The organism is Pseudomonas sp. A-RE-22 (assembly GCF_019956035.1).
GTDB classification, from domain to species: Bacteria; Pseudomonadota; Gammaproteobacteria; order Pseudomonadales; family Pseudomonadaceae; genus Aquipseudomonas; species Aquipseudomonas brassicacearum.
On the sequence record NZ_JAHBCZ010000042.1, the window covers coordinates 1 to 21,694 of the forward strand.

The following is a 21,694-nucleotide window of genomic DNA, read 5'->3' on the forward strand; positions in this document are numbered from 1 at the left end:
AGTGGAGAGGTGAGTGGCAGCATGGGCTCCCACACGTGCTTTAAGCACTTCGGGCGTTCAGCTTGCCGCCCACCGCTCTCACCTTCAGTCTAATCGCAGCGCAAGACACAAGCGGGCTTGCTCGCGAAAGCGGTCTGCCTGAGACAGTGATGTTGGCTGTGCCGACCCCTTCGCGAACAAGCCCACTCTCACAGTTCATCCAGAAACACAGGATTTTTGTCCCATGACCGATACCTCATTACCTAAACCACAAGGCCAGCCCGCCTGGGGCGCGGTACTTGCCATGGCCCTCGCCGCATTCGTGCTCGTTGCCTCGGAGTTCATGCCAGTCAGCTTACTGACGCCGGTAGCGGCGGATCTTCACGTCAGCGAAGGGCAGGCCGGTCAAGGCATTGCCGTCTCTGGCGCCTTTGCCCTGATCACCAGCCTGTTCATCGCATCGATCGCCGCCCGGGTCGACCGCAAATGGCTCCTTTTGGGGCTGACATTGCTGATGATCGTTTCAGGCACCGTGGCGGCGTTTGCACCAAACTATGCGGTATTCATGCTCGGTCGCGCGTTGATCGGCGTGGCGATTGGCGGCTTCTGGTCGCTGTCGGCGGCCACGGCCATGCGGCTTGTGCCGGACGATCAGGTTCCGCAGGCACTGGCCATCGTCAATGGCGGCAATGCCTTGGCGACGGTGATCGCTGCGCCGCTGGGCAGTTTCCTGGGGGCGATCATCGGTTGGCGTGGCGCGTTTTTCTGCATCGTGCCCGTCGCCGCCATCGCCCTGGTCTGGCTGCTGTTACGCCTGCCCTCCATGCCTTCGCAGGCGAAGCAAGGCAGTACCAATGTCTTCAAGTTGATGACCCGGGCGCCGGTCGCACTCGGCATGCTGGCGGTCAGCACATTTTTCATGGGCCAGTTCATGTTGTTCACCTACCTGCGACCGTTCCTTGAAACGGTGACGCAGGTGAGCGTTTCCATGCTGTCCTTCATGCTGTTGGTGATCGGTGTGGCGGGATTGCTGGGCACCTTTCTGATCGGGGCCTGCCTGAAAAACAACCTCTATCGGACGCTCATCGTCATCCCGCTGTTGATGGCCGCGATTGCCATTGCCCTGGTGGGGTTCGGTGGCTCGATCACGATCACGACCGTCCTGCTCGGCCTTTGGGGCCTGGTGGCCACGGCGGCGCCCGTAGGTTGGTGGACCTGGCTTTCGCGGACGCTGCCGGAAGATGCCGAAGCCGGCGGCGGCCTGATGGTGGCGATCGTCCAGCTCGCCATCGCCGCGGGCGCGACAGTGGGCGGCCTTCTGTTCGACCTGAGTGGCTATCGCGCGACCTTCGAAACCAGTGCGGCGGTGTTGGGCGTTGCTGCTGTTCTTGCGGTGCTGGCCGCTCGGTCAGCGCTTCGGGAATCTTCATCGGCTACGGATGCAGCACTCTATGGCTCGGCGGGTTGAGGCGAGCCGTGTAAGCCAAAGAAGATTGGAAGGACGACCGTTGGGCGCCTTGGGTTGGTGGCACATTGATGGCTTGTTATGCTCTGGGTTTGTTATCCATGACGTTGGTTGATTGTGACTACCGAGCGAATTTCCCAGTTAGAGCAAGCCCTTATGGCCGTGATCGCCGCTGCCGGGAAGATAGGGATCAACAGCGATGAACTGTGTGCACACGCCGTGGGCGGGCTGATGTTCGATCCGTACTGGAGCTGGGCGGATACCCGATACGCGCAAGGCGCGGCTGACGAAATCGACAATGCCTTGCATAAACTCGTGGGAAGACCGGTGGAGGAACTGACGCTACCGGTGCCAGGGAGCGATCCAACCGTCGAATCAGCGTCGCAGTTCTAGTGGGTTCTCCAAAGAAATGGGCGACCTCAAGGGTCGCCCATTTGCGTTAAAGCCCCAGGCCTTGCTCGACCAGCGCGAGCAAGGTGTCCTCGTCCAGCATGGCGGGTTCAGGATGCGGTTGTGCGGACAGGCGCAGTGCCTGGATATGCCAGAGCGATTCACCATGTTCGCCGAGTGTGCGCACGATGCAGTGTTCCTGCTCCTTCATATGGACTTCAATGCAGCCTTCGCCCTTGGACGAGAAACGCGCAATCGGGTCGAATGAAATGCGCTGATGATTGCCTTCGATCACCAGTTGATCGATGGCGTAGCTGTACGTCGAACCGCTGGAATGACTTTCAAATACATGGGTGGGGTTGCGTCGAATGTCCAGGCCAGCCTCACACACGGGCGCCAACCAGATTTCGATCTGGCGATACAGTTCGTAGACCTGGGCGGGCCAGTGCTCGATCGCCAGGTCGGCGCAGTTGTCGGTATCCGCGCGGGTTTGCTGGGTTTTCCTCAGTTTGGCCGCTAGCTCGTCTGCCTTGCTCATGTCGATTCCCTGTCGTGATGATAGGTTGAGCTTAGCTGATGGGCTGGGGTGTTCATTTGCGCTGGGTCATGGAGTGGGGAAGCAAGCGCCTTCACAACATGGAAGCGGTGCCTGAGAGGTTCTGTTCATTTCGGTAACGCTTAAACTGCCAAAGCGCTGATCACGTGTTTCGGATCATTATGAATCGCCCGCAACAGCGCTTTAGCGGGGCCGGTTGGCTCGCGTCGTCCTTGCTCCCAATTGCGAAGCGTGCCCAATTGGACGTCGATCAGTGCTGCAAATTTGGCTTGGGTCAGGCCGGTAGCCTTGCGTATTTCTTTCACCTGCAGCGCATCGACGATGAACTCCCGGGACGGCTGGCGCTCGCCTCGAACGATTTCATCCATCTGTTGTACGCTTTCCATCAGCTCATCGAAAAATTTGCTCATGGTTATCTCCAGTGCTCGACAATCATTTTTAATGCTTTGCGTTGATCGACAGTCAAATCTTGCTGTTCATTTTTCGGGTATATCATCAACAGCGCGATCCGCGAAGCATGGACAAAGTGGTAGTAGATCACCCTGGCCCCACCCCGTTTGCCATGGCCTTTGGCTGCGATGCGGATCTTTCGGATCCCCCCGGTGGCTTCCATAACATCACCAGCGGAGGGGTTGCAGACCAATAGTTTCTGTAGGACAGCGAAATCATCGTCATCCATCAGTTCTTTGACTCGCCGGGTAAAAATTGGAGTTTCAATAAAAATCATTGCTAATGTACGCCAGTGGCTTACTTTTGAGCAATCCTATTGAACTTCACCTTCCGATTCACCCCGTGAGTTGTAACCAAATTCGGGAATGCCCCGATGATCAGGGCAGGACACAGGACCGAGCACCAACCATGCGCATGACAACACTGAGCAATAACGATCTGGGACCGTTGCGCGATGCGCTCACCCTGGCCGGCCTTCCCGTGGACGACCTGACGTCTCCCGGTCGACAGTTCTTCAGCTTCAGCCACCAAGGCGTTGACGTGGCATTTGGTGGCCTTGAGGGGGAGGGGCGCGACCGGTTGCTACGTTCGCTGGTTGTCCTTGAGGGGCAGCGGGGGAAGGGCACTGGCGCGGCGGTGTTGGCCGCTATCGAGGCGTTTGCGAAACGTGAGGGTGTAGAGCAGCTCCATCTGCTGACTGACAGCGCCGCGGCGTTTTTTACCGGCCAGGGCTATCAGGCGCGGGACCGCTCGCTGGCGCCTGCTTCGATCAGTGCGACGGCTCAATTCAAAACCTTGTGCCCGGCTTCGGCGACGTACCTGAGCAAACGCCTCGTCTAGCGCAGCAAGTGCACCGCCAGCCCAGCCAGCCCGCACGCCAGCAACACCTGGATCACCCCCAGCTTGTAGCGAAACAGCGCAATGGCCGCTGCGATTGCGATGATTGCCGACGGCCAGTCCAGGGCACCTGCAAAACCGTTGGGCCAGAGTACGTGGTAACCGAAGAAGCACGCCAGGTTGAGGATCACCCCGACCACCGCCGCGGTGATCGCAGTCAGCGGCGCGGTGAATTTCAGCGCGTTGTGCGTCGATTCCACCAACGGGCCGCCGGCCAGGATGAACAGAAACGAGGGCAGGAACGTGAACCAGGTCACCAGCGTGGCCGCGACGGCCCCGGCGAGAAACGCCTGTTCGGGACCAAACACCTGCATCACGTAGCCTCCGACGAAACCAACGAAGGCCACGACCATGATCAGCGGCCCGGGCGTGGTTTCGCCCAGGGCCAGGCCATCGATCATTTGTGTCGGCGTCAGCCAGCCGAAGTGTCCGACGGCGCCCTGGTACACGTAGGGCAAAACCGCATAGGCGCCGCCAAACGTCAGCAATGCAGCCTTGGTGAAGAACCAGGCCATTTGCGTCAGCGTGCCTTCCCAGCCGAACACCGCGGTCAGCAGGCCCATTGGCAACGCCCACAACAGGGCACCGATGATCACCAGCCGGGCGAGCCTGAAGGCGCTGAACCGGACGTGGTCCGGGGGCGGGGTGTCATCGTCGATCAATGCCGGACCGAAGGATTGGTGCTTGTCATCGTGGCCGCCCAGGCTGAATTTTTCCGGTACCCAGCGACCGCCCAGGTAACCGATGACGGCGGCACCCAGCACGATCAGCGGGAAGGGCACGTTGAAGGCGAATATCGCGGCGAACGACGCCGCGGCGATCGCCCACAGCCAATTGTTCTTGAGTGCGCGGGAGCCGATCCGGTGGGCGGCATGCACCACGATTGCCGTTACCGCTGGCTTGATGCCGTAGAAAATGCCCGCCACTATCGGCACTTCGCCAAAGGCGACGTACAGCCAGGACAACGCGATGAGAATGAACAACGAAGGCAGCACGAACAGTGCCCCGGCGATGATCCCGCCCCAACCGCGGTGCATCAGCCAGCCCAGGTACGTGGCCAGTTGCTGGGCCTCTGGCCCCGGCAGCAACATGCAGTAATTAAGGGCATGCAGGAATCGTCGTTCGGAAATCCAGCGTCGGCGCTCCACCAACTCCTGGTGCATGATCGAGATCTGCCCCGCAGGGCCGCCGAAGCTGATGAAGCCCAGTTTGAGCCAGAACCAGAAGGCCACGCGCAGGCTGACGGCGTCGGGTCTGGTCAGGGGGCGTTCGTCATCGGTTCGGGTCGGTTTGCTCATGGGCGACGGGGCACGTAAAAGTCAAAGGCGATCTACGTTATGAGGCGTTACGCAATTTAGATAGCCCCCCGGCAAGCTTTGCTTGTAAAAAAGGTCTGCTTGTGAAAAACAGCCCTTCAAACAGTTGAAACACAAGGTTGAAACAATCATCGCCCGATCATCCCGCTTTCGCACAATCGCCCCAAGGAGTGGGTCAATGAAACAACGTCTTGCCATTGTCGTGCTGATCGTACTGACACTGGGTTCCATGGGCGCGGCCAATGCCCGCGAATCCGGCAACGCACGGGCGCAATCCGTGGCCGGGGTGTTTGATTACTACTTGCTGGCGCTGTCCTGGTCACCGACGTTCTGCCTGACTCACCAGAAGGATGCGCAGTGTTCCGGCAAGGGCTACGGCTTTGTGCTCCATGGCCTCTGGCCGCAATACACCCGGGGCGGCTGGCCGCAAGCCTGTGCGCCCCAGGTGCCGCTGACGGCGGCGGAGCAGAACAAGGGCCTGACCTTGTTTCCCACCCGCAAGTTGATGGCGCATGAATGGTCCAAGCACGGCACGTGCAGTGGCCTGGGTGCCATGGGCTACCTGGAAGTTGCCGACAAAGCCTTGGGCGCGGTGAAAATCCCACCGCAGCTGCAACCATTCAATTCCTCGTATTATTTCGAGGCTGATGAAATCATCCGGCTGTTCCGCCAAAGCAATCCAGGCATCGCTCCCGACGGCATAGCGGTGATTTGCAGCGGGCCGCAACTGTCGGAAGTGCGGGTGTGCATGGACAAGGACTTGGCGTTCGCCGCGTGTGGCAGGGGCGTCAGGACACAATGCCGCGCCGGGGAGATCCGGGTGCCGCCGGTACGATGAGAGCGACGGCCCTAGCCACAAGTGTTCATCGTTCTGAAGAGGGCATTTTTATCGGCTGGCAGGCGGGGTTTTGGATCCACTGCAGCCACCCATTGGCTCTGCTGCACGGGCAAATTGCCGCCCCACAAGCGGTAGGCTAAGCTCACGAATATTGGGGGCTTTGAGCGAATTCGCTCATGTTTTGCCCCCTTCAGGAATTCGCTTGCCTATCTCTATTTTCGATCCTTTCCATGTCCCTGGCGGTGCCTTGAAGCGCCTGCCGTTGCTCAAGGCAGCGGTTACGTTTATCGCGGCGGTGTGCCTGTGCCTGTGCGGTCTGCTTTACCTGCAACTGGAGCAATCGCGCAGCCACGACCTGGAGTCGGCCCGCGTCGCTTCGGCGACCCTTACCCGGGCCATGGCCCAGCAGGCCCAGGACACCTTCCTCCAGACTGATCTGGTGTTGGCCAGTCTGACGGATTGGATCCAGGTCGATGGCTACGGCCCCGCCGTACAGCCACGCTTGCAGCAGACCTTTGCCCGCCGTGTGCAATCGCTTGAGCAATTGCATGGCCTGTTCCTGTTCGACAAGCACGGTCACTGGGTGGTGACCTCTTTTGACAACCTGCACAGGGGCGCAGGGGTGGCGGACCGGGATTATTTTGCTTTCCACCAACAGAATGCCTCCTTGATCGCTCATATCGGCCCGGCGATTCGCAGCCGGCAAAACGGCGAATGGATCATTCCCGTTTCCCGCCGTTTGAACGATCAGGATGGCAACTTCCAAGGCGTGTTGATGGCCGGCATCAAAATGTCGTACTTCGACCGATTCTTCAAAAGCTTCAGCCTGGATGAGCAAGGCGAGATGGCCCTGGCTTTGTCTGACGGGACACTCTTGGCCCGGCGCCCCTTCGATGAGGGACGGATCGGTCACCCGCTGGCCGAGGAACACATCTACAACCATGTCCTGACCGGCGGGATGTCTGGCGATGCACTCATCCGTTCGACCATCGACGGTGTCGTCAGGCTGTATGGACACCAGCATCTACAGGCTTATCCGCTGGTGGTCACTGCTGCGATGTCTGAGGACGCGATCCTGTCGGGGTGGCATGACCGGGCTTTCCAATCCAGCCTGATTGTCGGCCTGGTGGTGCTGGGCATTTGCTTGTTCGGCTGGGTATTCGTGCGCCAGGTACGTAACAGCGAACGGATCGAAGCGGACTTGCGCAAGGCTCAGCAAGCGTTGGAGCTGATTGCCACCCATGACAGCCTCACCGGGCTGGCGAACCGGCGTCTGTTCGAACGTGCCCTGGACATCGAGTTCGGCCGGGGCGCCCGTCAGCGCAGCCCCTTGAGCCTGATCATGCTCGATATCGATTTTTTCAAGCGCTACAACGACGCCTATGGGCACGTGGCCGGGGACCATTGCCTGGCGGAAGTGGCCAAGGTGCTCAAGGACTGTTGCCATCGCAAGGCCGATCTGGCGGTGCGTTATGGCGGCGAAGAGTTTGCGGTTTTGTTGCCCGACACCAATCTTTCGGGGGCCATGGCGTTGGCCGAGCAGATCCGCCGCAGCGTCATCGACAAGCACATCACCCACTCCGGCTCCCCGACCGGCCACCTCACGGTGAGCCTGGGCTGTTATGCCTTTGTGCCCAGCGGCCTGGACAGCATCGAAGTCTTCATCCAGCGGGCCGATGCGGCGCTTTACCAGGCCAAGCACGGCGGCCGCAACCGTGTGGCGGTGTTATCGACGGAAAGTGGGCTCGATACGCTGGCGCGCTCGGATCGTTGAGATCGGTTGGAATCATCGGCAACGTGCCACGGTCCATTGTTCAGACACTGTGCTGGTGCCATATACGAGGTGTGTAGGTTCTTTCGCAAAAAACCGTGGGCTCGCCAAGTGATCAGGCAGCGGGTGCTAAGGTTGGGAGCATGACTGGCCGCGGACCCTCACCGTTCTCGATCGGAGCCAGCGTTGACAGGACAGGAGCAGATCAATGGATTCCGCTGCCGATACCCCTTCAAACACTGCGCGTCACACACCGATTACCCGTCGCCTGGTCGTGGCGGTCGGGGCACTATTTGTCCTGGGCATCCTGATGGCGGTTGCCGCGTTGTTCGATATTGCGCAAAAGCTGGACGCGGAGGATGTGCGCAAGACGCATTTCTATATCGAGCGCGCCCTCGAGAATCGCACCGCCGCCGCGAAAAACTACATCGCCAGTTACGCCTACTGGACCACGGCCTACGAGCGCCTCAACGGCGAGGTCGACGTGCAATGGGCCTACGCCGAACAGAACATGGGCAAGACCCTGTTCACCAATGATGAATACGAGGGTGTGTTTGTCATTGATCGGCAACGCACCAAATACGCCGTGGTGCGCGGGCGCAATGTCCAAGGTGATGCCGCGGTTTATATGAATGCGTCGCTGACCAACCTGGTGGACCAGCTCCAGGCGCAGCCCGACCTGACGATGTCCACGACCCGCTACACCTTGTTCGAGGGCTGGCCGGCCATCGTCACGGCTTCGGTGATTCTGCCCAATGACGAACGGCCCCAGGTCGAGTCCAAAGGCACCTCGGTCTTGCTGTTTGTCGACCAACTGACACCGGTCAAGCTACGCAAGCTGGGCAAGAGTTATGGCCTCGCCGACTTGAACCTCAAGAAAGACATCGAGCTTGAGCCCGGCCAGCCGGCCGTGCCGCTGGACAGTACCGGTTTCAGCCTGGTGTCCCGCCTGGAGCGGCCGGGCCAGCAATTACTCTGGTCCCTGGTGCCGCCGCTGGGTGGCGCATTGTTTATTCTCGCACTGCTGACTGCCTACTTTTCTCGCTATGCGTTGCGCACGGCACGGCATGTGGACGCCAGTTACGACAGCCTGGAACATTCGGCGCATGCCCTCGAGGCCAGCGAAGAGCGCTTTCGGGCCGTGGCCGAGGCGGCTTCCGACTGGATTTGGGAAATCGACGGGCAGCAACGCATCACTTATCTGTCGGGGCGTTTCAATACGGTCACCGGGTTTTCCGACCAGCAATGGCTGGGGCAGGACATCGAGCAACTGCTGTATTGCGATACCACACCGATTGCCCTCTGGCTGGGCAAGTTGACGGAGGAACAGAGCGCCAGCAACTTGCGCTGTTCCTATCGCGATCATTCCGGGCAATTGCGTTTCTGCCGTGTATCGGCACGCCCGATCTATAACAAGGCTGAGGTGGTGGGCTATCGCGGCACCGCCAGCGACATCACCGATGAAGTGGCGGCCCATGCCCAGGTCCAGCATCTGTCGATGCACGATGCGCTGACCGGCCTGCCGAACCGTAACAAGCTGGCGCGGCACCTCGATGATGCGCTGGTGGCCAAGGAGCATTCCGCACCGTTGACCTTGCTGATGGTCGACCTGGACAATTTCAAGCCGATCAACGACTCCCTCGGCCACCCGGCCGGCGACGCGGTGTTGCTGGAAGTGGCCCAGCGATTGCGCGACTGCACCCGCGAGCAAGACCTGGTGGCGCGCCTGGGAGGGGACGAGTTCGTGGTGGTGCTCAACGGGATGGAGCACACCACTGAGATCGACCGATTCTGTGAGCGGCTGATCGACAGCCTGCAGCAGCCGATCCTCTACGAAACCCATTCGTTGCACATCGGTGCGAGCATTGGTATCGCTGTCAGCCGCCGCCAGGGTTATGTACCCGGAGAACTGATCCGCTGCGCCGACATTGCCTTGTACCAGGCCAAGTCCGAGGGCAAGAAAACCTGGTGTTATTTCGCCTCGCAGATGAACGATCAGATCCAGCATCGTCGCCAACTGGAAAGCGACCTGCGCCAGGCTGTGAAGAAAAACGAATTCGTCCTGCATTTCCAGCCGCGCTACACCGTCGATGGTCGGGAGATCGTGGCGGTCGAGGCGTTGGTTCGCTGGCAGCATCCGACCCAAGGCTTGTTGAGTCCCGACGCCTTCATTCCGTTGGCCGAGCAAACCGACCTGATTGTCCCGCTTTCGCGATGGGTATTGCGCGAGGCCTGCGAAACCGCGCTGACCTGGCCGGGAGAATTGATGGTCTCGGTCAACCTGTCGCCGGCGCAGTTCGAGCGCAGCGATGTGGTGGAGGATGTGCGACAGGTGTTGATCGAAACCCGTTTCCCGGCGAGCCGCCTGGAACTGGAGATCACTGAAAACGTGATGCTCAACGACGTTGATGGCGCCCTGCAGGTCATGAATGCCCTAAAGGAACTGGGCGTGCGCTTGAACATGGACGATTTCGGTACCGGTTATTCGTCCCTCGGTTATCTGCGCACCTATCCATTCGATGGCATCAAGATCGACAAGCGCTTCATTGCTTCGATGAGCAATAGCAGCAATGACCGCGCCGTGGTGCAGGCGATCATCAACCTGGGCAAGGCCATGGGGCTGACGGTGACTGCCGAGGGCGTGGAAACCCAGGCCCAGCTCGGCTCACTGGGCTCGGACCAATGTCACGAAGTGCAGGGTTATTTCCTCAGCCGGCCGATCGACAAGCAAGCCTTTGCACACTTATTGGCGAGTGGCCTGCCGTTGCCGAAAACGGGTTCCTGAAAACCTGTTGCAACCACCCAGTCCGGTTGTCGGTCACAACTGTGACTTGGCATTTCGAGTTCTGGCGCTATGAAAAACCTTCGGATCGCGACCTTCAACATCAATGGCATCCGGGCCCGGCTGCCCAACCTGCTGGAATGGCTGGAGCGGGAAAAACCCGACATTGCCTGTTTGCAGGAGCTCAAGGCGGTGGACAAGGATTTCCCGGCGGCGGAGCTGGAGTCGGTAGGGTACGGGGCGATCTGGCATGGGCAGGCGTCCTGGAACGGCGTTGCGATCCTGGCCCGTGACTCGCAGCCGCTGGAGAGCCGCCGAGGCTTGCCCGGTGGGGATGACGACAATCACAGTCGCTATCTGGAGGCGGCGGTGCATGGCGTGCTGGTGGGCTGCCTGTACCTGCCCAACGGCAATCCGCAACCGGGTCCGAAGTTCGATTACAAGCTGGCGTGGTTCGAACGGCTGATCGACTACGCCCAAGGGTTGCAGGCCAGCGATCACCCCGTGGTGCTGGCCGGTGATTACAACGTGGTGCCCACCGACATGGACATCTACAACCCGCGCTCCTGGCTCAAGGATGCGCTGTTGCAGCCAGAAAGCCGCGCGTGCTACCAGCGGCTGCTGGACCAGGGCTGGACCGATTCGTTGCGCCACCTGTATCCGGACGAGCGGATCTACACTTTCTGGGATTATTTCCGCCAGCACTGGCAGAAAAACTCCGGGCTGCGCATCGATCACCTGCTGCTCAACCCGGCGGCCAGCGCCTACCTGAGCGAGGCCGGCGTGGACGCCTGGGTCCGGAACCAACCCCATCCCAGTGACCATGCGCCCACCTGGATCCGGCTGGCGTCACGCAAGCGGCGGTGACCAGGGAGGCATCCGGTCGATTGTTGTCTCTGTGAGGGGAATGCCTTATACCTGGCGCCCAATAGCAGTGCGCTTGTCGTGAGCGCAGCGCCGACCCTGGAAAAGGACACCCCTCATGAGTCACCCCCAACTGAGCGACACGGCCCGCTATCTGCGGCGCCTGGGTTTCGACGCCCCCCCAGCGCCGACCCTCGACACGTTGCGCCAACTGCAACAGCGCCATACCGCCGAATTCCCTTTTGAAACCCTGTCGACCTTGCTGCGTCAGCCCGTGACCGTCGACCTTGAATCGGTCGAACGAAAAGTGTTCGAACAGGGGCGCGGTGGCTATTGCTATGAACTCAACCAACTGTTTTTGGCGCTGTTGCTGGAGTTGGGTTTCGAGGCCCGCGGCATCACCGGGCGCGTGGTGATGAACGCGCCTGAAGGCTCTTGGGCTGCCCGGACCCACCGGCTGAGCCTGGTGACGTTCGACGGCGTGCGCTACATCACCGACGTCGGCTTTGGTGGCATGGTGCCCACTGCGCCGTTGTTGCTGGACAGCCGTGAAGCCCAAGCAACGCCCCATGAGCCGTACCGCATCGAAACCCATGCGGACGGTTACATGTTGCGCGCCAACGTCGCCGACGAATGGCGGCCGATGTACCTGTTCGATCTGCAACGCCAGGAAGACATCGACTACACCCTCGGTAATTGGTACGTCAGCAGTCACCCGGAATCGCCGTTCATGGGCCGGTTGATGGTCGCGCGTACCGGTGACGGGTTGCGCAAGACCCTGAACGGCAACAGCTATGCGGTGCACCGGATAGGGCAGGAGAGCGAGCGCCGGGTGATCGTCGATGCCGATGAGTTGATCGACTTGCTCGAACAAGAGTTTGGCCTGCGCGTACCGCCGCGCGAGCTGTTGCGGCCGGCGATAGTGGGGTTGCTCCAGCCATAAAAAGGCTGTTGGCCGGGGAGCCTGTTCCTGCGTATGGCAACAAGTTGTATACAACTCTATGGACATTTGTCCTGAGTTTTGAATACAGTGTGCCCATAACAAAAAACAGGGAATCCCCGAACCATGAAAACGCCCCATGTTTCACTCCCACGGCCCGAGGACGAAAACCTTGGCGTCGGCGCGAATATGGCTTACGGCCTGCAACATGTGTTGACCATGTACGGTGGCATCGTCGCCGTGCCATTGATCATCGGCCAGGCGGCCGGGCTCTCGCCCGCGGACATCGGTCTGTTGATTGCCGCGTCATTGTTCGCGGGGGGCTTGGCAACGTTGCTGCAAACCCTCGGCCTGCCGTTTTTCGGCTGCCAACTGCCCTTGGTGCAAGGCGTATCGTTCTCGGGCGTGGCGACGATGGTGGCGATTGTCGGCAGCGGCGGGGAAGGCGGCTTTCAAGCCATCCTTGGCGCGGTGATCGCCGCGTCCCTGATTGGTTTGCTGATTACCCCGGTGTTTTCACGCATCACCCGGTTCTTTCCGCCACTGGTCACCGGCATCGTGATCACCACCATCGGCCTGACCCTGATGCCGGTGGCGGCGCGCTGGGCCATGGGGGGCAACAGCCATGCCGCTGATTTCGGCAGCATGGCCAACATCGGCCTGGCCGCAGTGACCCTTGTGCTGGTGCTCCTGCTGAGCAAAATGGGTAACGCAACCATTTCGCGGTTGTCGATTCTGTTGGCGATGGTGATTGGTACCGTCATCGCTGTGTTCCTCGGCATGGCGGACTTTTCATCGGTCGGCCAGGGCCCGATGTTCGGCTTCCCGACACCGTTCCATTTCGGCATGCCGACTTTCCACATCGCCGCCATCCTGTCGATGTGCATCGTGATCATGGTGACCTTGGTGGAAACCTCCGCCGACATCCTGGCGGTGGGCGAGATCATCGACACCAAAGTCGACTCCAGGCGCCTGGGCAACGGCTTGCGGGCCGACATGCTGTCGAGCATGATCGCGCCGATCTTCGGTTCCTTCACCCAGAGTGCCTTTGCCCAGAACGTCGGGCTGGTGGCGGTGACCGGGATCAAGAGCCGTTTCGTGGTGGCGACCGGCGGGGTCTTCCTGGTGGTGCTCGGCCTGCTGCCGTTCATGGGCCGGGTGATCGCAGCGGTGCCGACCTCGGTACTGGGCGGTGCTGGTATCGTGCTGTTCGGCACGGTGGCTGCCAGTGGCATCCGCACGCTGTCCAAAGTCGACTACCGCAACAACGTCAACCTGATCATCGTCGCCACTTCCATTGGTTTTGGCATGATTCCCATCGCTGCACCGAACTTCTATGACCATTTCCCGAGCTGGTTCGCGACCATCTTTCATTCGGGCATCAGTTCTTCGGCAATCATGGCGATCGCGCTGAACCTGGCGTTCAACCACTTCACCGCCGGTAACTCCGACCAGCAGTCGGTTTTCGCCGCCGGCACCGAGCGAGTGTTGTGCTACCAGGACCTGGCGGCGCTTCGTGAAGGTGATTACTTCAGCGATGGCAAGCTGCACGACTGCGATGGCAACGAGATTCCCGTGGTGACTGAGCCTGTTCACGGGGCGGCGGAGCATGCGCCGGTCCGTTTGAAAAGCAGCGAGCACGTCTGACAATTACACTGTGGCGAATATGAAAAAGCCTGTGATCATTGATCACAGGCTTTTTTTTGCCACCCGGGAAGCTGATTACCAGCGACCGTAATGACCACGAGGCGGGCCATAGTAGTAGCCCCGTGGTGGCCCGTAATACACCGGCGCTGGGCGATAGTAGATCGGTTGCTCTACATACACCGGCTGTGGCTGGTAGTAGACCGGCGGTGGTTGCTGCACATAGACCGGCTGCGGTTGGTAGTAGACCGGTTGTTGCTGCACATACACCGGCCGATCACGGTTGATGAGGGCCGAGCCAACGATGGCCGAACCGACGATTGCGCCAAACACTGCGGGCCCCTCCCAACCACCACGACCGTGGGCGGATGCCTGGCCGGTGACCGCGAGTGCCCCCATGAGCAGGGCGATGATGGGAAGTCTACGATTCATGGCTGTTCCTCGTTTCGGCCCCGGCGCCTGTGGTCTGTAACAGACCCGATGAGGGTCGCGGGGATACTTGCTCTGACAACGATTTTCTCAGGATTTGCGACGCCGTTGGGTAAATATTGTGTAAGGTCTGTAGCGCTTTTCCTTACCGCGCCGCGTCATCCAGGGGCCTGAGACCGGGCTGGGGCTGGCGGTATCATCATCGAATAAAACCTTTCGCAGCGGTGATTCCGTCTGTCCGAAAGTGAATTGCAAGGAGACACGCATGCAGATCAATCCCAACAAAGACACCCAACTGTGCATGTCGCTATCGGGGCGTCCCGGAAACTTCGGCCTGCGCTTTCATAATCACCTGTATGAACAATTGGGCCTGAATTTCTATTACAAGGCGTTCAGCAGCCAGGACCTGCCTGGAGCCGTGGGCGGTATCCGTGCCCTGGGAATTCGTGGATGCGGCGTGTCGATGCCGTTCAAGGAAGCCTGCATTGCCCTGGTGGATGAGCTGGATCCTTCCGCCACGGCGATCCAGTCCATCAACACCATCGTCAATACCAACGGCCATCTGAAGGCCTACAACACCGACTACATCGCCATCACCCAGTTGTTGCAAAGCCACGCGGTGCCCAAGGACTCGACCTTTGCCTTGCGCGGCAGCGGCGGCATGGCCAAGGCTGTGGCCAGTGCCTTGCGCGATGGGGGTTACAAGAACGGGCTGATCGTTGCCCGCAATGAAGCCGCCGGGCGAGCCCTGGCCGAGTCCCTGGGGTATGAATGGCAAGCTGACCTGGGTACCCGGCGGCCACAGATGCTGATCAACGTCACGCCGATCGGCATGACCGGGGGGCCGGAAGCCGACCAGTTGGCGTTTGAGCCCGAGACCATCGTCGCGGCCGAAACTGTGTTCGATGTCGTGGCGATCCCGTCGGAAACGCCGCTGATCGTGCGCGCCAGGGCCGAAGGCAAGCGGGTCATCACCGGGCTGGAAGTCATTGCGATCCAGGCACTGGAGCAGTTCGTGCTGTACACCGGCGTACGGCCCAACCTGGAGCAATTCGAAAAAGCCGTGGCCTTCGCCCGGTTGGCGTAGGCGCTGCTATTCCAGCCGCGACAGGCGTTCTTCCAGGGCCGCGATCCGCGCTTCGAGTTCTTCGATGCGCTCCAGCGAGACAGCGCCGCCGGCTCCACGCTCCACCGGGTGCTGGCGGGCGGCGAGAATCGCCTCGATGTCCGCCGGGTCGCCCATGGCGTGCACATAGCGGTCTTCGCGCTGGCCGGCCTGGCGTGGCACCAGCAGCGCCAGCCCCCGGGCGATCAGGCGTTCAAGCTGGTGCACCACTTGTTCGGCGTCTTCGAAGTCGTGCATCCGACCGCTGCGGGTCAGTAGCTCATTGACGGTTTGCGGGCCACGCAGGAACAGCAGGCCCATCAGGATCACTTGGGCCGGTACCAGCTCCAGGGCTTTGTCGACCCGATGTTCCCAGCGGTCGGCGCGGCTGCCCATCACCAGTTTGGTAAAGCCGCGACCTTCCAGTGCCCGCAGGCTCTGGCCGACCTGGCCCGGATTGAGGTTCATCACCGGTTCGCGGCTGGTTTTCTGGTTGCAGGCCAGGACCAGGGCGTTGAGCGTCAGCGGGTAGGTCTCGGGGTTGGTGGCCTGCTTCTCGACCAGCGCGCCGAGGATGCGGATTTCCGTGCTATTGAGCCGTGGTTCTTCAGCCTGGCTTTGTTCTTCGATGCTCATCGCGCGTTCCCTATGCTGTGGAAGCCGCCTAGCCTAATCCTTGCGCAATAAAAGACAAGCTGTGCAACAAGCCGTGGCTATAATCGCAGCCGTTTGATTCATTCTTTCCTGCCACCTGCATGAGATCGCCATGACTATTTCCCTGTACGCCGCTTCCGTCCCGGTTTTCAAGCAGATGCTCAACGCGTTGAGCGACGTTCTGAACAAGGCCGAAGCCCACGCCACCGCGAAGAACACCGACCCGAACGCCTTCCTGCAAGCTCGCCTGTACCCGGACATGTTCCCACTGGTGCGCCAGGTGCAGATCGCGGTGGACTTCGCCAAAGGTGTGTCTGCACGCCTGGCCGAGATCGAAGTGCCGAAGTATGAGGACAGCGAGACCACGTTCGCCGAGCTGCAAGCCTTGATCGCCAAGGTCTTGGCCTTCATCGATGGCATCCGCCCTGAGCAGATCGATGGCAAGGAAGGCATCGAAATCGTCACCCGTCCGGGCACGCCGAAGGAAAAACGCTTCAGCGGCCAGAACTACCTGCTGACCTACGGCCTGCCGCAGTTCTTCTTCCACGTCACCACCACCTACGCCTTGCTGCGCCACAATGGCGTGGAAGTGGGCAAGCGCGACTACATGGGCGCGTTCTAACCCCGCAGGCATGAAAAAGCCCGGGACGGTGTGGGCCGTTCCCGGGCTTTTTTGTGGCTGACTGGCACATCCTCGGCGGATGTACCGCCGCTATCGCGAGCAAGCTCGCTCCCACAGGGGGCAGTGGCGCTCACACAATAGCTGCTACACGACACATCCCCTGTGGGAGCGAGCTTGCTCGCGATAGGGACCGAACAGCCACCGCAACTGTTACGCCGTACGCGCGAGCTTCTCTTCCTCACCCAGGCATGTGGCCGCTGTGAACAGCACATCCGTAGACGAGTTCAACGCCGTCTCCGCCGAGTCCTGCAGGACACCGATGATGAAACCCACCGCGACCACTTGCATGGCGATTTCGCTGGGAATGCCAAACAGGCTGCATGCCAGGGGAATCAGCAACAGCGAACCGCCGGCCACCCCGGATGCGCCGCACGCGCAAATCGCCGCGACAACGCTCAGCAGCACGGCCGTTGGCATATCCACTGCGATACCCAGGGTATGCACGGCCGCCAGGGTCAGCACGGTGATGGTAATGGCGGCGCCCGCCATGTTGATGGTCGCGCCCAGCGGGATCGACACCGAATAGGTGTCTTCGTGCAGGCCCAGGCGTTTGCTCAGTTCCAGGTTCACCGGAATGTTCGCCGCCGAGCTGCGGGTGAAAAACGCCGTGATACCGCTCTCGCGCAGGCAGGTGAACACCAGCGGGTAGGGATTGCGACGCAGTTTCCAGAACACGATGAGCGGGTTGACCACCAATGCCACGAACAGCATGCAGCCAATCAGTACGGTGAGCAGGTGCAGGTAGCCGAGCAGGGCGCCGAAACCGGAGGTTGCCAGGGTCGAGGCGACCAGGCCGAAGATCCCCAGTGGGGCGAAGCGGATCACTAGGCGCACGATCACGGTCACGCCGTTGGACAGGTCTTCGAGCACGGTACGGGTGGTCTGGCCAGCATGACGAATGGCGATGCCCATGCCGATAGCCCAGGCCAGGATGCCTATGAAGTTACCGTCCATCAGCGCCCGGACCGGGTTATCCACCACGCTCAGCAGGAGGCTTTGCAGCACCTCGCTGATGCCACCGGGCGCCGTGACTGCGACGTCTTGGGTCGACAGCACGAGGCTGGACGGAAACAGCGTGCTGGCAACCACCGCGACCACTGCGGCGGCGAAAGTGCCCAGCAGGTAGAGGAACAGAATCGGCCGGATATGGGTTTCCTGGCCATGCTTATGGTTGGCGATCGAAGCCATGACCAGCACGAACACCAGGATCGGCGCCACGGCCTTGAGCGCGGACACGAAGACCTTGCCGATGAATGCGGTGGACTTGGCCACGTCGGGCGCCAGCCAAGCCAGGACGATACCGGCGATCAGGCCGATGACGATTTGCGTCACCAGGCTGGTGCGTTTGAGGCGTTGCATAGGGGTAACGGACGAAGCTGTCATAGCGGCATCTCTGATTTTATTGTGTGCGACGGTCGACGAGTCAGGGCAACAAGCGGGCAGGCCACATGAGCGGACCGTGAGAAAAGTACGGCGTTTTGCAGGCCGCGGACTTTATCACAGCCCGATGAAAAATCTGACGGACCTGTGACGATCCGTCACTCGGGTGTTCAGCGCGTTTTGTCTGGTGGACGCATTCTGTTAGGCTTTGCCCTCATCACCTTTCTATATCCGCCAGCGAGCCCACGGGCTGACGCTGGTGTCGTCGTTTCGCTGGAGTTCTGCATGTTGTTACCCATTTTCCTGTTGTCGGCCGCCGGTTTTACGGTGCTGACCACGGAATTCGTCATCGTTGGCCTGTTGCCCTCTATCGCCCGCGACTTGCAGGTCAGCATCCCCCAGGCCGGGCTGCTGGTGACGTTGTTCGCGTTTACGGTGGCGGCGTTCGGGCCATTCCTGACAGCCTGGTTCGCCCGTTTTGAACGGCGCAAGTTGTTTATCAGCGTGCTGGTGATGTTCGGCCTGGCCAACATGCTCGCCGCAGTCGCCCCCAACATCTGGGTGATGGCCGTTGCCCGGTTGATTCCGGCCCTGGGCCTGCCGGTGTTCTGGGCGCTGGCCAGTGAAACGGCGGTGGACATTGTCGGGCCACAGTTGGCCGGGCGGGCCATCGCCCGGATCGGCTTTGGTATCGTCTGTGCCACGGTGTTCGGCATTCCCGTGGGCACGTTGATTTCCGATGCGTTTGGCTGGCGCAGTGCGTTCGCGATCCTGGCGGTCATCGCCTTCGCCAAGGCGTTGCTGCTGTTTATCTACCTGCCGAAAACCAATCTGCACCAGCATCAGGTGAGCTTTCGTTCGCAATTCAAGATCCTGCGCAGCCCGTTGATGCAAGGGCATGTGCTGTTGTCGATCCTGGTGTTCAGCGGCATGTTCACCGCCTACACCTATCTGGCGGATATCCTCGAACGCCTCGCCGGGTTCGATGGCACCCTGGTGGGCTGGTGCCTGATGGGCTTCGGCGCCGTCGGGCTGCTGGGCAACTCCCTGGGCGGCCGGGCGGTGGACCGGCATCCGTTGATCGCATCGATGGTCTTCTGCCTGTTCCTGATCGGCGGCATGGTGGCGTTGGTGCCGAGCATTCATTCACCCCTCGCGCTGGCGGCGGCGATGGGTATCTGGGGCGTGACCCAGGCGGCCTTGTTCCTGGTCAGCCATGTGCGGCTGATGAAGGCGGCCCCGCAGGCCCCGGCCTTTGCCGCATCGTTGAACATCGCCGGGGCCAACCTGGGGATTGGCCTGGGGGCGATGGTTGGTGGCCGGGTCATCGATACCCTGGGCCTGGGCAGTGTCGGGTTTGCGGCGGCCGGGTTCATCTTCGTATCGATCCTGCTGGCGTTGCTGCTGATGACCTTCAAACCTCGTGTCGCCTGCTAAGCGCTGAACAACTCGCGACGCGCGCCCTCGGCAATCGCGACGATTCCGGGGTGGCTGACCTTGCGCTCCACGGAAATGGCGTAGAAGGATTCGCTCACCGCATCGGTCTGGCCGATCACTTCTACGCCGTACTGGCGCTTGACCTCTTCGGCGATCACGCTCGGGCCGATGAAAATCCCGCTGCCTGATTGGCCGAAGGCCTGCATCAATGCGCTGTCGTCGAACTCGCCGACGATGCGCGGCTGGATCTGTTGCTCGGCGAACCAGCGTTGCAAGCGGCTGCGCACCACGGTTTCCGGCCCGGGAATCAGCAGCGGAGCGTCATGCAGGCCGTGGGGGAAATCCCGCCCGTAGCGTTCGGCCAGCGCGATGGTGGCGAAAAAGCTGATCCCGCATTCCCCCAGTTTCTGGCTGTAGCCCTTGATGTCCAGGTGAGTCGGCATCGGGCTGTCGGAAATCACCAGGTCCAGACGCTGGATCGCCAGGTCCGCCAGTAGCCGTTCGAGCTTGTCTTCGCGACAGGTGATGCGCAGAGGTTCACTCAGCTCCATGGTCGGCGCCAGCAGCCGGTAGACGATGGATTTGGGCACCACATCCGCCACCCCGACCCGAAACAGGGTTTGCTGCTCGTTGGGCTGGGCGCGCAGCATCAATTCCAGCTCACCGCCCAACTGGAACATGTGTTCGGCGTAGGGCAAGGTCTGGCGGCCGGCCTCGGTCAGTTCCAGCTGCCGTCCGACGCGGCGAAACAGCTTGATGTTATAGGTCTGCTCGAACAGGGAAATCTGCCCGCTGATGGTCTGTGGGGTCAGGTTCAACTGCTCGCAGGCGCGCACGATGCTGCCGGTTTTCGCCACCACCCAGAAGTAATGCAATTGTCGGTAATTGAGCATGGGTTTTCACGGATTCGTAAAAAGCGAAGTATAACCGCTGAAAATACGAATTTTCCTGAAGTATTCGCGTCTCTAGAATGCCTGGCCATTGGCGGGCCATTTTCGTGCACCTTCTATTCTCTCAAGAGGCATTTATTTCATGACATACAAATCCCTGGGACTTGCAGCCTTGTTGACGATGTCTGCAATGACATTGGCGGGCTGTGAACAGGCTGAAAAAAGTGCCCAGCAACTGATGGGACAGGCAGCGCAAACCGCCAAGCAGGCCATCGACGACACCCACAAAGCCGCCGAACAGGCGATCAGCGAAGCCACCGGCGGGTTGATCAGCCCGAAGAAAAAGCCGGCGGACGAAGCTGACGAAACACAAACCTCGACCAAAACCATCTAACACGTCACATCAGTCAGGACTGACCCATGGATTATCTTCTGCAGCTCGCCGCCAGCCCCACCGCGTGGATCGCCCTGGCAACTCTGGTGGTCATGGAAATCGTGCTCGGCATCGATAACCTGATCTTCATTTCGATTCTGACCAACAAGCTGCCCGCCCAGCACCGTGCCAAGGCACGGCGGATCGGTATCGGCATGGCGCTGATCCTGCGCCTGGGCTTGTTGAGCACCATTGCCTTCATTGTGCAGTTGACCGAACCGGTCATCGAAATCCTGGGTCAGGCGTTCTCCTGGAAAGACATGATCCTGATTGCCGGTGGTCTGTTCCTGCTGTGGAAGGCGACTACTGAAATCCACCACAGCATGGACCCGGCACCGGATGATCCCAAGTCGGCCACGTCCGGCGTGACCCTGGGCTTTGCTGCAGCGATTGGTCAGATCCTGATGTTGGACCTGGTGTTCTCCATCGACAGCATCATCACGGCCGTGGGCATGACCGAGCATTTGCCGATCATGATCATCGCGGTCGTTGTGTCGGTACTCGTGATGCTGCTGGCAGCCGAACCGCTGGCCAAGTTCATCAATGACAACCCGACGGTGGTGATGCTGGCCCTGGGCTTCCTGATCATGATCGGCATGACGCTGATCGCCGAAGGCTTCGGTGCCCATGTGCCCAAGGGTTATATCTACGCGGCCATGGCGTTCTCGGCGGCGATCGAGGTGTTGAACATGTTGTCCCGTCGGGCCAGGGAAAGGGCGTTGGCCGACAACGCCTGATGCCAGGCAAACAGAAGCCACCCGGGTCGAGGCCCGGGTGGTTTTTTTTGAGGGT

At 60.6% G+C, this 21,694-nt stretch carries 22 protein-coding genes; 14 read left to right on the forward strand and 8 right to left on the reverse strand.

The window, feature by feature from the left end; genetic code table 11:
* The first annotated feature begins 223 nt into the window (after positions 1 to 223).
* Positions 224 to 1,447, forward strand: coding sequence for an MFS transporter (locus tag KGA89_RS20060; protein ID WP_223472371.1), 1,224 nt, complete (start codon positions 224 to 226; stop codon positions 1,445 to 1,447).
* Positions 1,448 to 1,600: 153 nt separating this feature from the next.
* Positions 1,601 to 1,837: a hypothetical protein gene (locus KGA89_RS20065; RefSeq protein ID WP_223472372.1), complete on the forward strand. Its 237-nt coding sequence runs from the start codon at positions 1,601 to 1,603 to the stop codon at positions 1,835 to 1,837.
* Between the two features lie 46 nt (positions 1,838 to 1,883).
* Here KGA89_RS20065 and KGA89_RS20070 read toward each other — a convergent pair whose 3' ends face one another.
* The 3 genes from KGA89_RS20070 to KGA89_RS20080 all read right to left on the reverse strand — a co-directional run bounded on the left by KGA89_RS20070 (position 1,884) and on the right by KGA89_RS20080 (position 3,117).
* Positions 1,884 to 2,372, reverse strand: coding sequence for a hypothetical protein (locus KGA89_RS20070; RefSeq protein ID WP_223472373.1), 489 nt, complete (start codon positions 2,370 to 2,372; stop codon positions 1,884 to 1,886).
* A gap of 140 nt (positions 2,373 to 2,512) precedes the next feature.
* Positions 2,513 to 2,800: a helix-turn-helix domain-containing protein gene (locus KGA89_RS20075; protein WP_058545613.1), complete on the reverse strand. Its 288-nt coding sequence runs from the start codon at positions 2,798 to 2,800 to the stop codon at positions 2,513 to 2,515.
* A 2-nt stretch (positions 2,801 to 2,802) separates the two neighbouring features.
* The gene (locus tag KGA89_RS20080) at positions 2,803 to 3,117 is read right to left on the reverse strand and encodes a type II toxin-antitoxin system RelE/ParE family toxin (RefSeq protein ID WP_114731147.1); all 315 of its coding nucleotides are present in this window, start codon (positions 3,115 to 3,117) and stop codon (positions 2,803 to 2,805) included.
* 131 nt (positions 3,118 to 3,248) lie between these two features.
* Here KGA89_RS20080 and arsN2 point away from each other — a divergent pair, with 131 nt between their 5' ends.
* On the forward strand, positions 3,249 to 3,680 hold the full coding sequence (gene arsN2 / locus KGA89_RS20085; RefSeq protein ID WP_223472374.1) for an arsenic resistance N-acetyltransferase ArsN2: 432 nt from the start codon (positions 3,249 to 3,251) through the stop codon (positions 3,678 to 3,680).
* Here the strand turns inward: arsN2 and chrA are convergent.
* Positions 3,677 to 5,035: a chromate efflux transporter gene (gene chrA / locus KGA89_RS20090; protein WP_003199820.1), complete on the reverse strand. Its 1,359-nt coding sequence runs from the start codon at positions 5,033 to 5,035 to the stop codon at positions 3,677 to 3,679. The genes arsN2 and chrA overlap by 4 nt on opposite strands.
* A 196-nt stretch (positions 5,036 to 5,231) precedes the next feature.
* On the opposite strand from chrA, the gene KGA89_RS20095 reads away from it, so the two are divergent.
* The 6 genes from KGA89_RS20095 to KGA89_RS20120 all read left to right on the forward strand — a co-directional run bounded on the left by KGA89_RS20095 (position 5,232) and on the right by KGA89_RS20120 (position 13,895).
* Positions 5,232 to 5,891: a ribonuclease T2 family protein gene (locus KGA89_RS20095; RefSeq protein ID WP_028237671.1), complete on the forward strand. Its 660-nt coding sequence runs from the start codon at positions 5,232 to 5,234 to the stop codon at positions 5,889 to 5,891.
* Between the two features lie 202 nt (positions 5,892 to 6,093).
* Complete coding sequence (locus KGA89_RS20100) at positions 6,094 to 7,665, forward strand: sensor domain-containing diguanylate cyclase (protein WP_003199824.1); 1,572 nt, start codon at positions 6,094 to 6,096, stop codon at positions 7,663 to 7,665.
* 205 nt (positions 7,666 to 7,870) lie between these two features.
* Complete coding sequence (locus tag KGA89_RS20105; protein WP_223472375.1) at positions 7,871 to 10,447, forward strand: EAL domain-containing protein; 2,577 nt, start codon at positions 7,871 to 7,873, stop codon at positions 10,445 to 10,447.
* A 69-nt stretch (positions 10,448 to 10,516) separates the two neighbouring features.
* On the forward strand, positions 10,517 to 11,311 hold the full coding sequence (xth, locus tag KGA89_RS20110) for an exodeoxyribonuclease III (RefSeq protein WP_223472376.1): 795 nt from the start codon (positions 10,517 to 10,519) through the stop codon (positions 11,309 to 11,311).
* Positions 11,312 to 11,426: 115 nt separating this feature from the next.
* Positions 11,427 to 12,251, forward strand: coding sequence for an arylamine N-acetyltransferase family protein (locus KGA89_RS20115; RefSeq protein ID WP_223472377.1), 825 nt, complete (start codon positions 11,427 to 11,429; stop codon positions 12,249 to 12,251).
* A gap of 123 nt (positions 12,252 to 12,374) precedes the next feature.
* Positions 12,375 to 13,895, forward strand: a complete 1,521-nt coding sequence (locus KGA89_RS20120) for a nucleobase:cation symporter-2 family protein (RefSeq protein ID WP_223472378.1) — start codon at positions 12,375 to 12,377, stop codon at positions 13,893 to 13,895.
* 75 nt (positions 13,896 to 13,970) lie between these two features.
* On the opposite strand, the gene KGA89_RS20125 is transcribed toward KGA89_RS20120, so the two are convergent.
* Positions 13,971 to 14,324: a hypothetical protein gene (locus tag KGA89_RS20125; protein ID WP_003199833.1), complete on the reverse strand. Its 354-nt coding sequence runs from the start codon at positions 14,322 to 14,324 to the stop codon at positions 13,971 to 13,973.
* 262 nt (positions 14,325 to 14,586) lie between these two features.
* Between KGA89_RS20125 and KGA89_RS20130 the strand changes: the two genes are divergently transcribed.
* Complete coding sequence (locus KGA89_RS20130; RefSeq protein WP_027912606.1) at positions 14,587 to 15,408, forward strand: shikimate 5-dehydrogenase; 822 nt, start codon at positions 14,587 to 14,589, stop codon at positions 15,406 to 15,408.
* Between the two features lie 6 nt (positions 15,409 to 15,414).
* Here KGA89_RS20130 and KGA89_RS20135 read toward each other — a convergent pair whose 3' ends face one another.
* Positions 15,415 to 16,062 (reverse strand): YceH family protein, encoded by a 648-nt coding sequence (locus tag KGA89_RS20135; RefSeq protein ID WP_013692649.1) that lies wholly within the window; start codon positions 16,060 to 16,062, stop codon positions 15,415 to 15,417.
* 130 nt (positions 16,063 to 16,192) lie between these two features.
* On the opposite strand from KGA89_RS20135, the gene KGA89_RS20140 reads away from it, so the two are divergent.
* Entirely contained in the window at positions 16,193 to 16,702 is a 510-nt protein-coding gene (locus KGA89_RS20140; RefSeq protein ID WP_223472379.1) for a DUF1993 family protein, read from the forward strand.
* Between the two features lie 210 nt (positions 16,703 to 16,912).
* Here KGA89_RS20140 and sstT read toward each other — a convergent pair whose 3' ends face one another.
* Positions 16,913 to 18,145 (reverse strand): serine/threonine transporter SstT, encoded by a 1,233-nt coding sequence (sstT, locus tag KGA89_RS20145; protein ID WP_223472380.1) that lies wholly within the window; start codon positions 18,143 to 18,145, stop codon positions 16,913 to 16,915.
* Positions 18,146 to 18,427: 282 nt separating this feature from the next.
* Between sstT and KGA89_RS20150 the strand changes: the two genes are divergently transcribed.
* Positions 18,428 to 19,579 carry an MFS transporter gene (locus tag KGA89_RS20150; RefSeq protein ID WP_003199844.1) on the forward strand — a complete coding sequence of 384 codons (1,152 nt, stop codon included), beginning with the start codon at positions 18,428 to 18,430 and terminating at the stop codon, positions 19,577 to 19,579.
* Here the strand turns inward: KGA89_RS20150 and nhaR are convergent.
* Positions 19,576 to 20,472, reverse strand: coding sequence for a transcriptional activator NhaR (nhaR, locus tag KGA89_RS20155; protein WP_223472381.1), 897 nt, complete (start codon positions 20,470 to 20,472; stop codon positions 19,576 to 19,578). The two genes, KGA89_RS20150 and nhaR, sit on opposite strands and share 4 nt — an antisense overlap.
* A 139-nt stretch (positions 20,473 to 20,611) precedes the next feature.
* Here nhaR and KGA89_RS20160 point away from each other — a divergent pair, with 139 nt between their 5' ends.
* Together KGA89_RS20160 and KGA89_RS20165 are read left to right on the forward strand one after the other, a co-directional pair.
* Positions 20,612 to 20,863, forward strand: coding sequence for a hypothetical protein (locus KGA89_RS20160; RefSeq protein ID WP_223472382.1), 252 nt, complete (start codon positions 20,612 to 20,614; stop codon positions 20,861 to 20,863).
* 26 nt (positions 20,864 to 20,889) lie between these two features.
* A complete protein-coding gene (locus tag KGA89_RS20165) occupies positions 20,890 to 21,639 on the forward strand; it encodes a TerC family protein (RefSeq protein WP_003199850.1) in 750 nt (249 codons plus the stop codon).
* Positions 21,640 to 21,694 lie beyond the last annotated feature (55 nt).

What these genes read in the sequence shown, in the direction of transcription:
- KGA89_RS20060 (WP_223472371.1), top strand. Translation starts at nt 224, where the DNA reads ATGACCGATACCTCATTACCTAAACCACAAGGCCAGCCCGCCTGGGGC.
- KGA89_RS20065 (WP_223472372.1), top strand. Translation starts at nt 1,601, where the DNA reads ATGGCCGTGATCGCCGCTGCCGGGAAGATAGGGATCAACAGCGATGAA.
- KGA89_RS20070 (WP_223472373.1), bottom strand. Translation starts at nt 2,372, where the DNA reads ATGAGCAAGGCAGACGAGCTAGCGGCCAAACTGAGGAAAACCCAGCAA.
- KGA89_RS20075 (WP_058545613.1), bottom strand. Translation starts at nt 2,800, where the DNA reads ATGAGCAAATTTTTCGATGAGCTGATGGAAAGCGTACAACAGATGGAT.
- KGA89_RS20080 (WP_114731147.1), bottom strand. Translation starts at nt 3,117, where the DNA reads ATGATTTTTATTGAAACTCCAATTTTTACCCGGCGAGTCAAAGAACTG.
- arsN2 (WP_223472374.1), top strand. Translation starts at nt 3,249, where the DNA reads ATGCGCATGACAACACTGAGCAATAACGATCTGGGACCGTTGCGCGAT.
- chrA (WP_003199820.1), bottom strand. Translation starts at nt 5,035, where the DNA reads ATGAGCAAACCGACCCGAACCGATGACGAACGCCCCCTGACCAGACCC.
- KGA89_RS20095 (WP_028237671.1), top strand. Translation starts at nt 5,232, where the DNA reads ATGAAACAACGTCTTGCCATTGTCGTGCTGATCGTACTGACACTGGGT.
- KGA89_RS20105 (WP_223472375.1), top strand. Translation starts at nt 7,871, where the DNA reads ATGGATTCCGCTGCCGATACCCCTTCAAACACTGCGCGTCACACACCG.
- xth (WP_223472376.1), top strand. Translation starts at nt 10,517, where the DNA reads ATGAAAAACCTTCGGATCGCGACCTTCAACATCAATGGCATCCGGGCC.
- KGA89_RS20115 (WP_223472377.1), top strand. Translation starts at nt 11,427, where the DNA reads ATGAGTCACCCCCAACTGAGCGACACGGCCCGCTATCTGCGGCGCCTG.
- KGA89_RS20120 (WP_223472378.1), top strand. Translation starts at nt 12,375, where the DNA reads ATGAAAACGCCCCATGTTTCACTCCCACGGCCCGAGGACGAAAACCTT.
- KGA89_RS20125 (WP_003199833.1), bottom strand. Translation starts at nt 14,324, where the DNA reads ATGAATCGTAGACTTCCCATCATCGCCCTGCTCATGGGGGCACTCGCG.
- KGA89_RS20130 (WP_027912606.1), top strand. Translation starts at nt 14,587, where the DNA reads ATGCAGATCAATCCCAACAAAGACACCCAACTGTGCATGTCGCTATCG.
- KGA89_RS20135 (WP_013692649.1), bottom strand. Translation starts at nt 16,062, where the DNA reads ATGAGCATCGAAGAACAAAGCCAGGCTGAAGAACCACGGCTCAATAGC.
- KGA89_RS20140 (WP_223472379.1), top strand. Translation starts at nt 16,193, where the DNA reads ATGACTATTTCCCTGTACGCCGCTTCCGTCCCGGTTTTCAAGCAGATG.
- sstT (WP_223472380.1), bottom strand. Translation starts at nt 18,145, where the DNA reads ATGACAGCTTCGTCCGTTACCCCTATGCAACGCCTCAAACGCACCAGC.
- KGA89_RS20150 (WP_003199844.1), top strand. Translation starts at nt 18,428, where the DNA reads ATGTTGTTACCCATTTTCCTGTTGTCGGCCGCCGGTTTTACGGTGCTG.
- nhaR (WP_223472381.1), bottom strand. Translation starts at nt 20,472, where the DNA reads ATGCTCAATTACCGACAATTGCATTACTTCTGGGTGGTGGCGAAAACC.
- KGA89_RS20160 (WP_223472382.1), top strand. Translation starts at nt 20,612, where the DNA reads ATGACATACAAATCCCTGGGACTTGCAGCCTTGTTGACGATGTCTGCA.
- KGA89_RS20165 (WP_003199850.1), top strand. Translation starts at nt 20,890, where the DNA reads ATGGATTATCTTCTGCAGCTCGCCGCCAGCCCCACCGCGTGGATCGCC.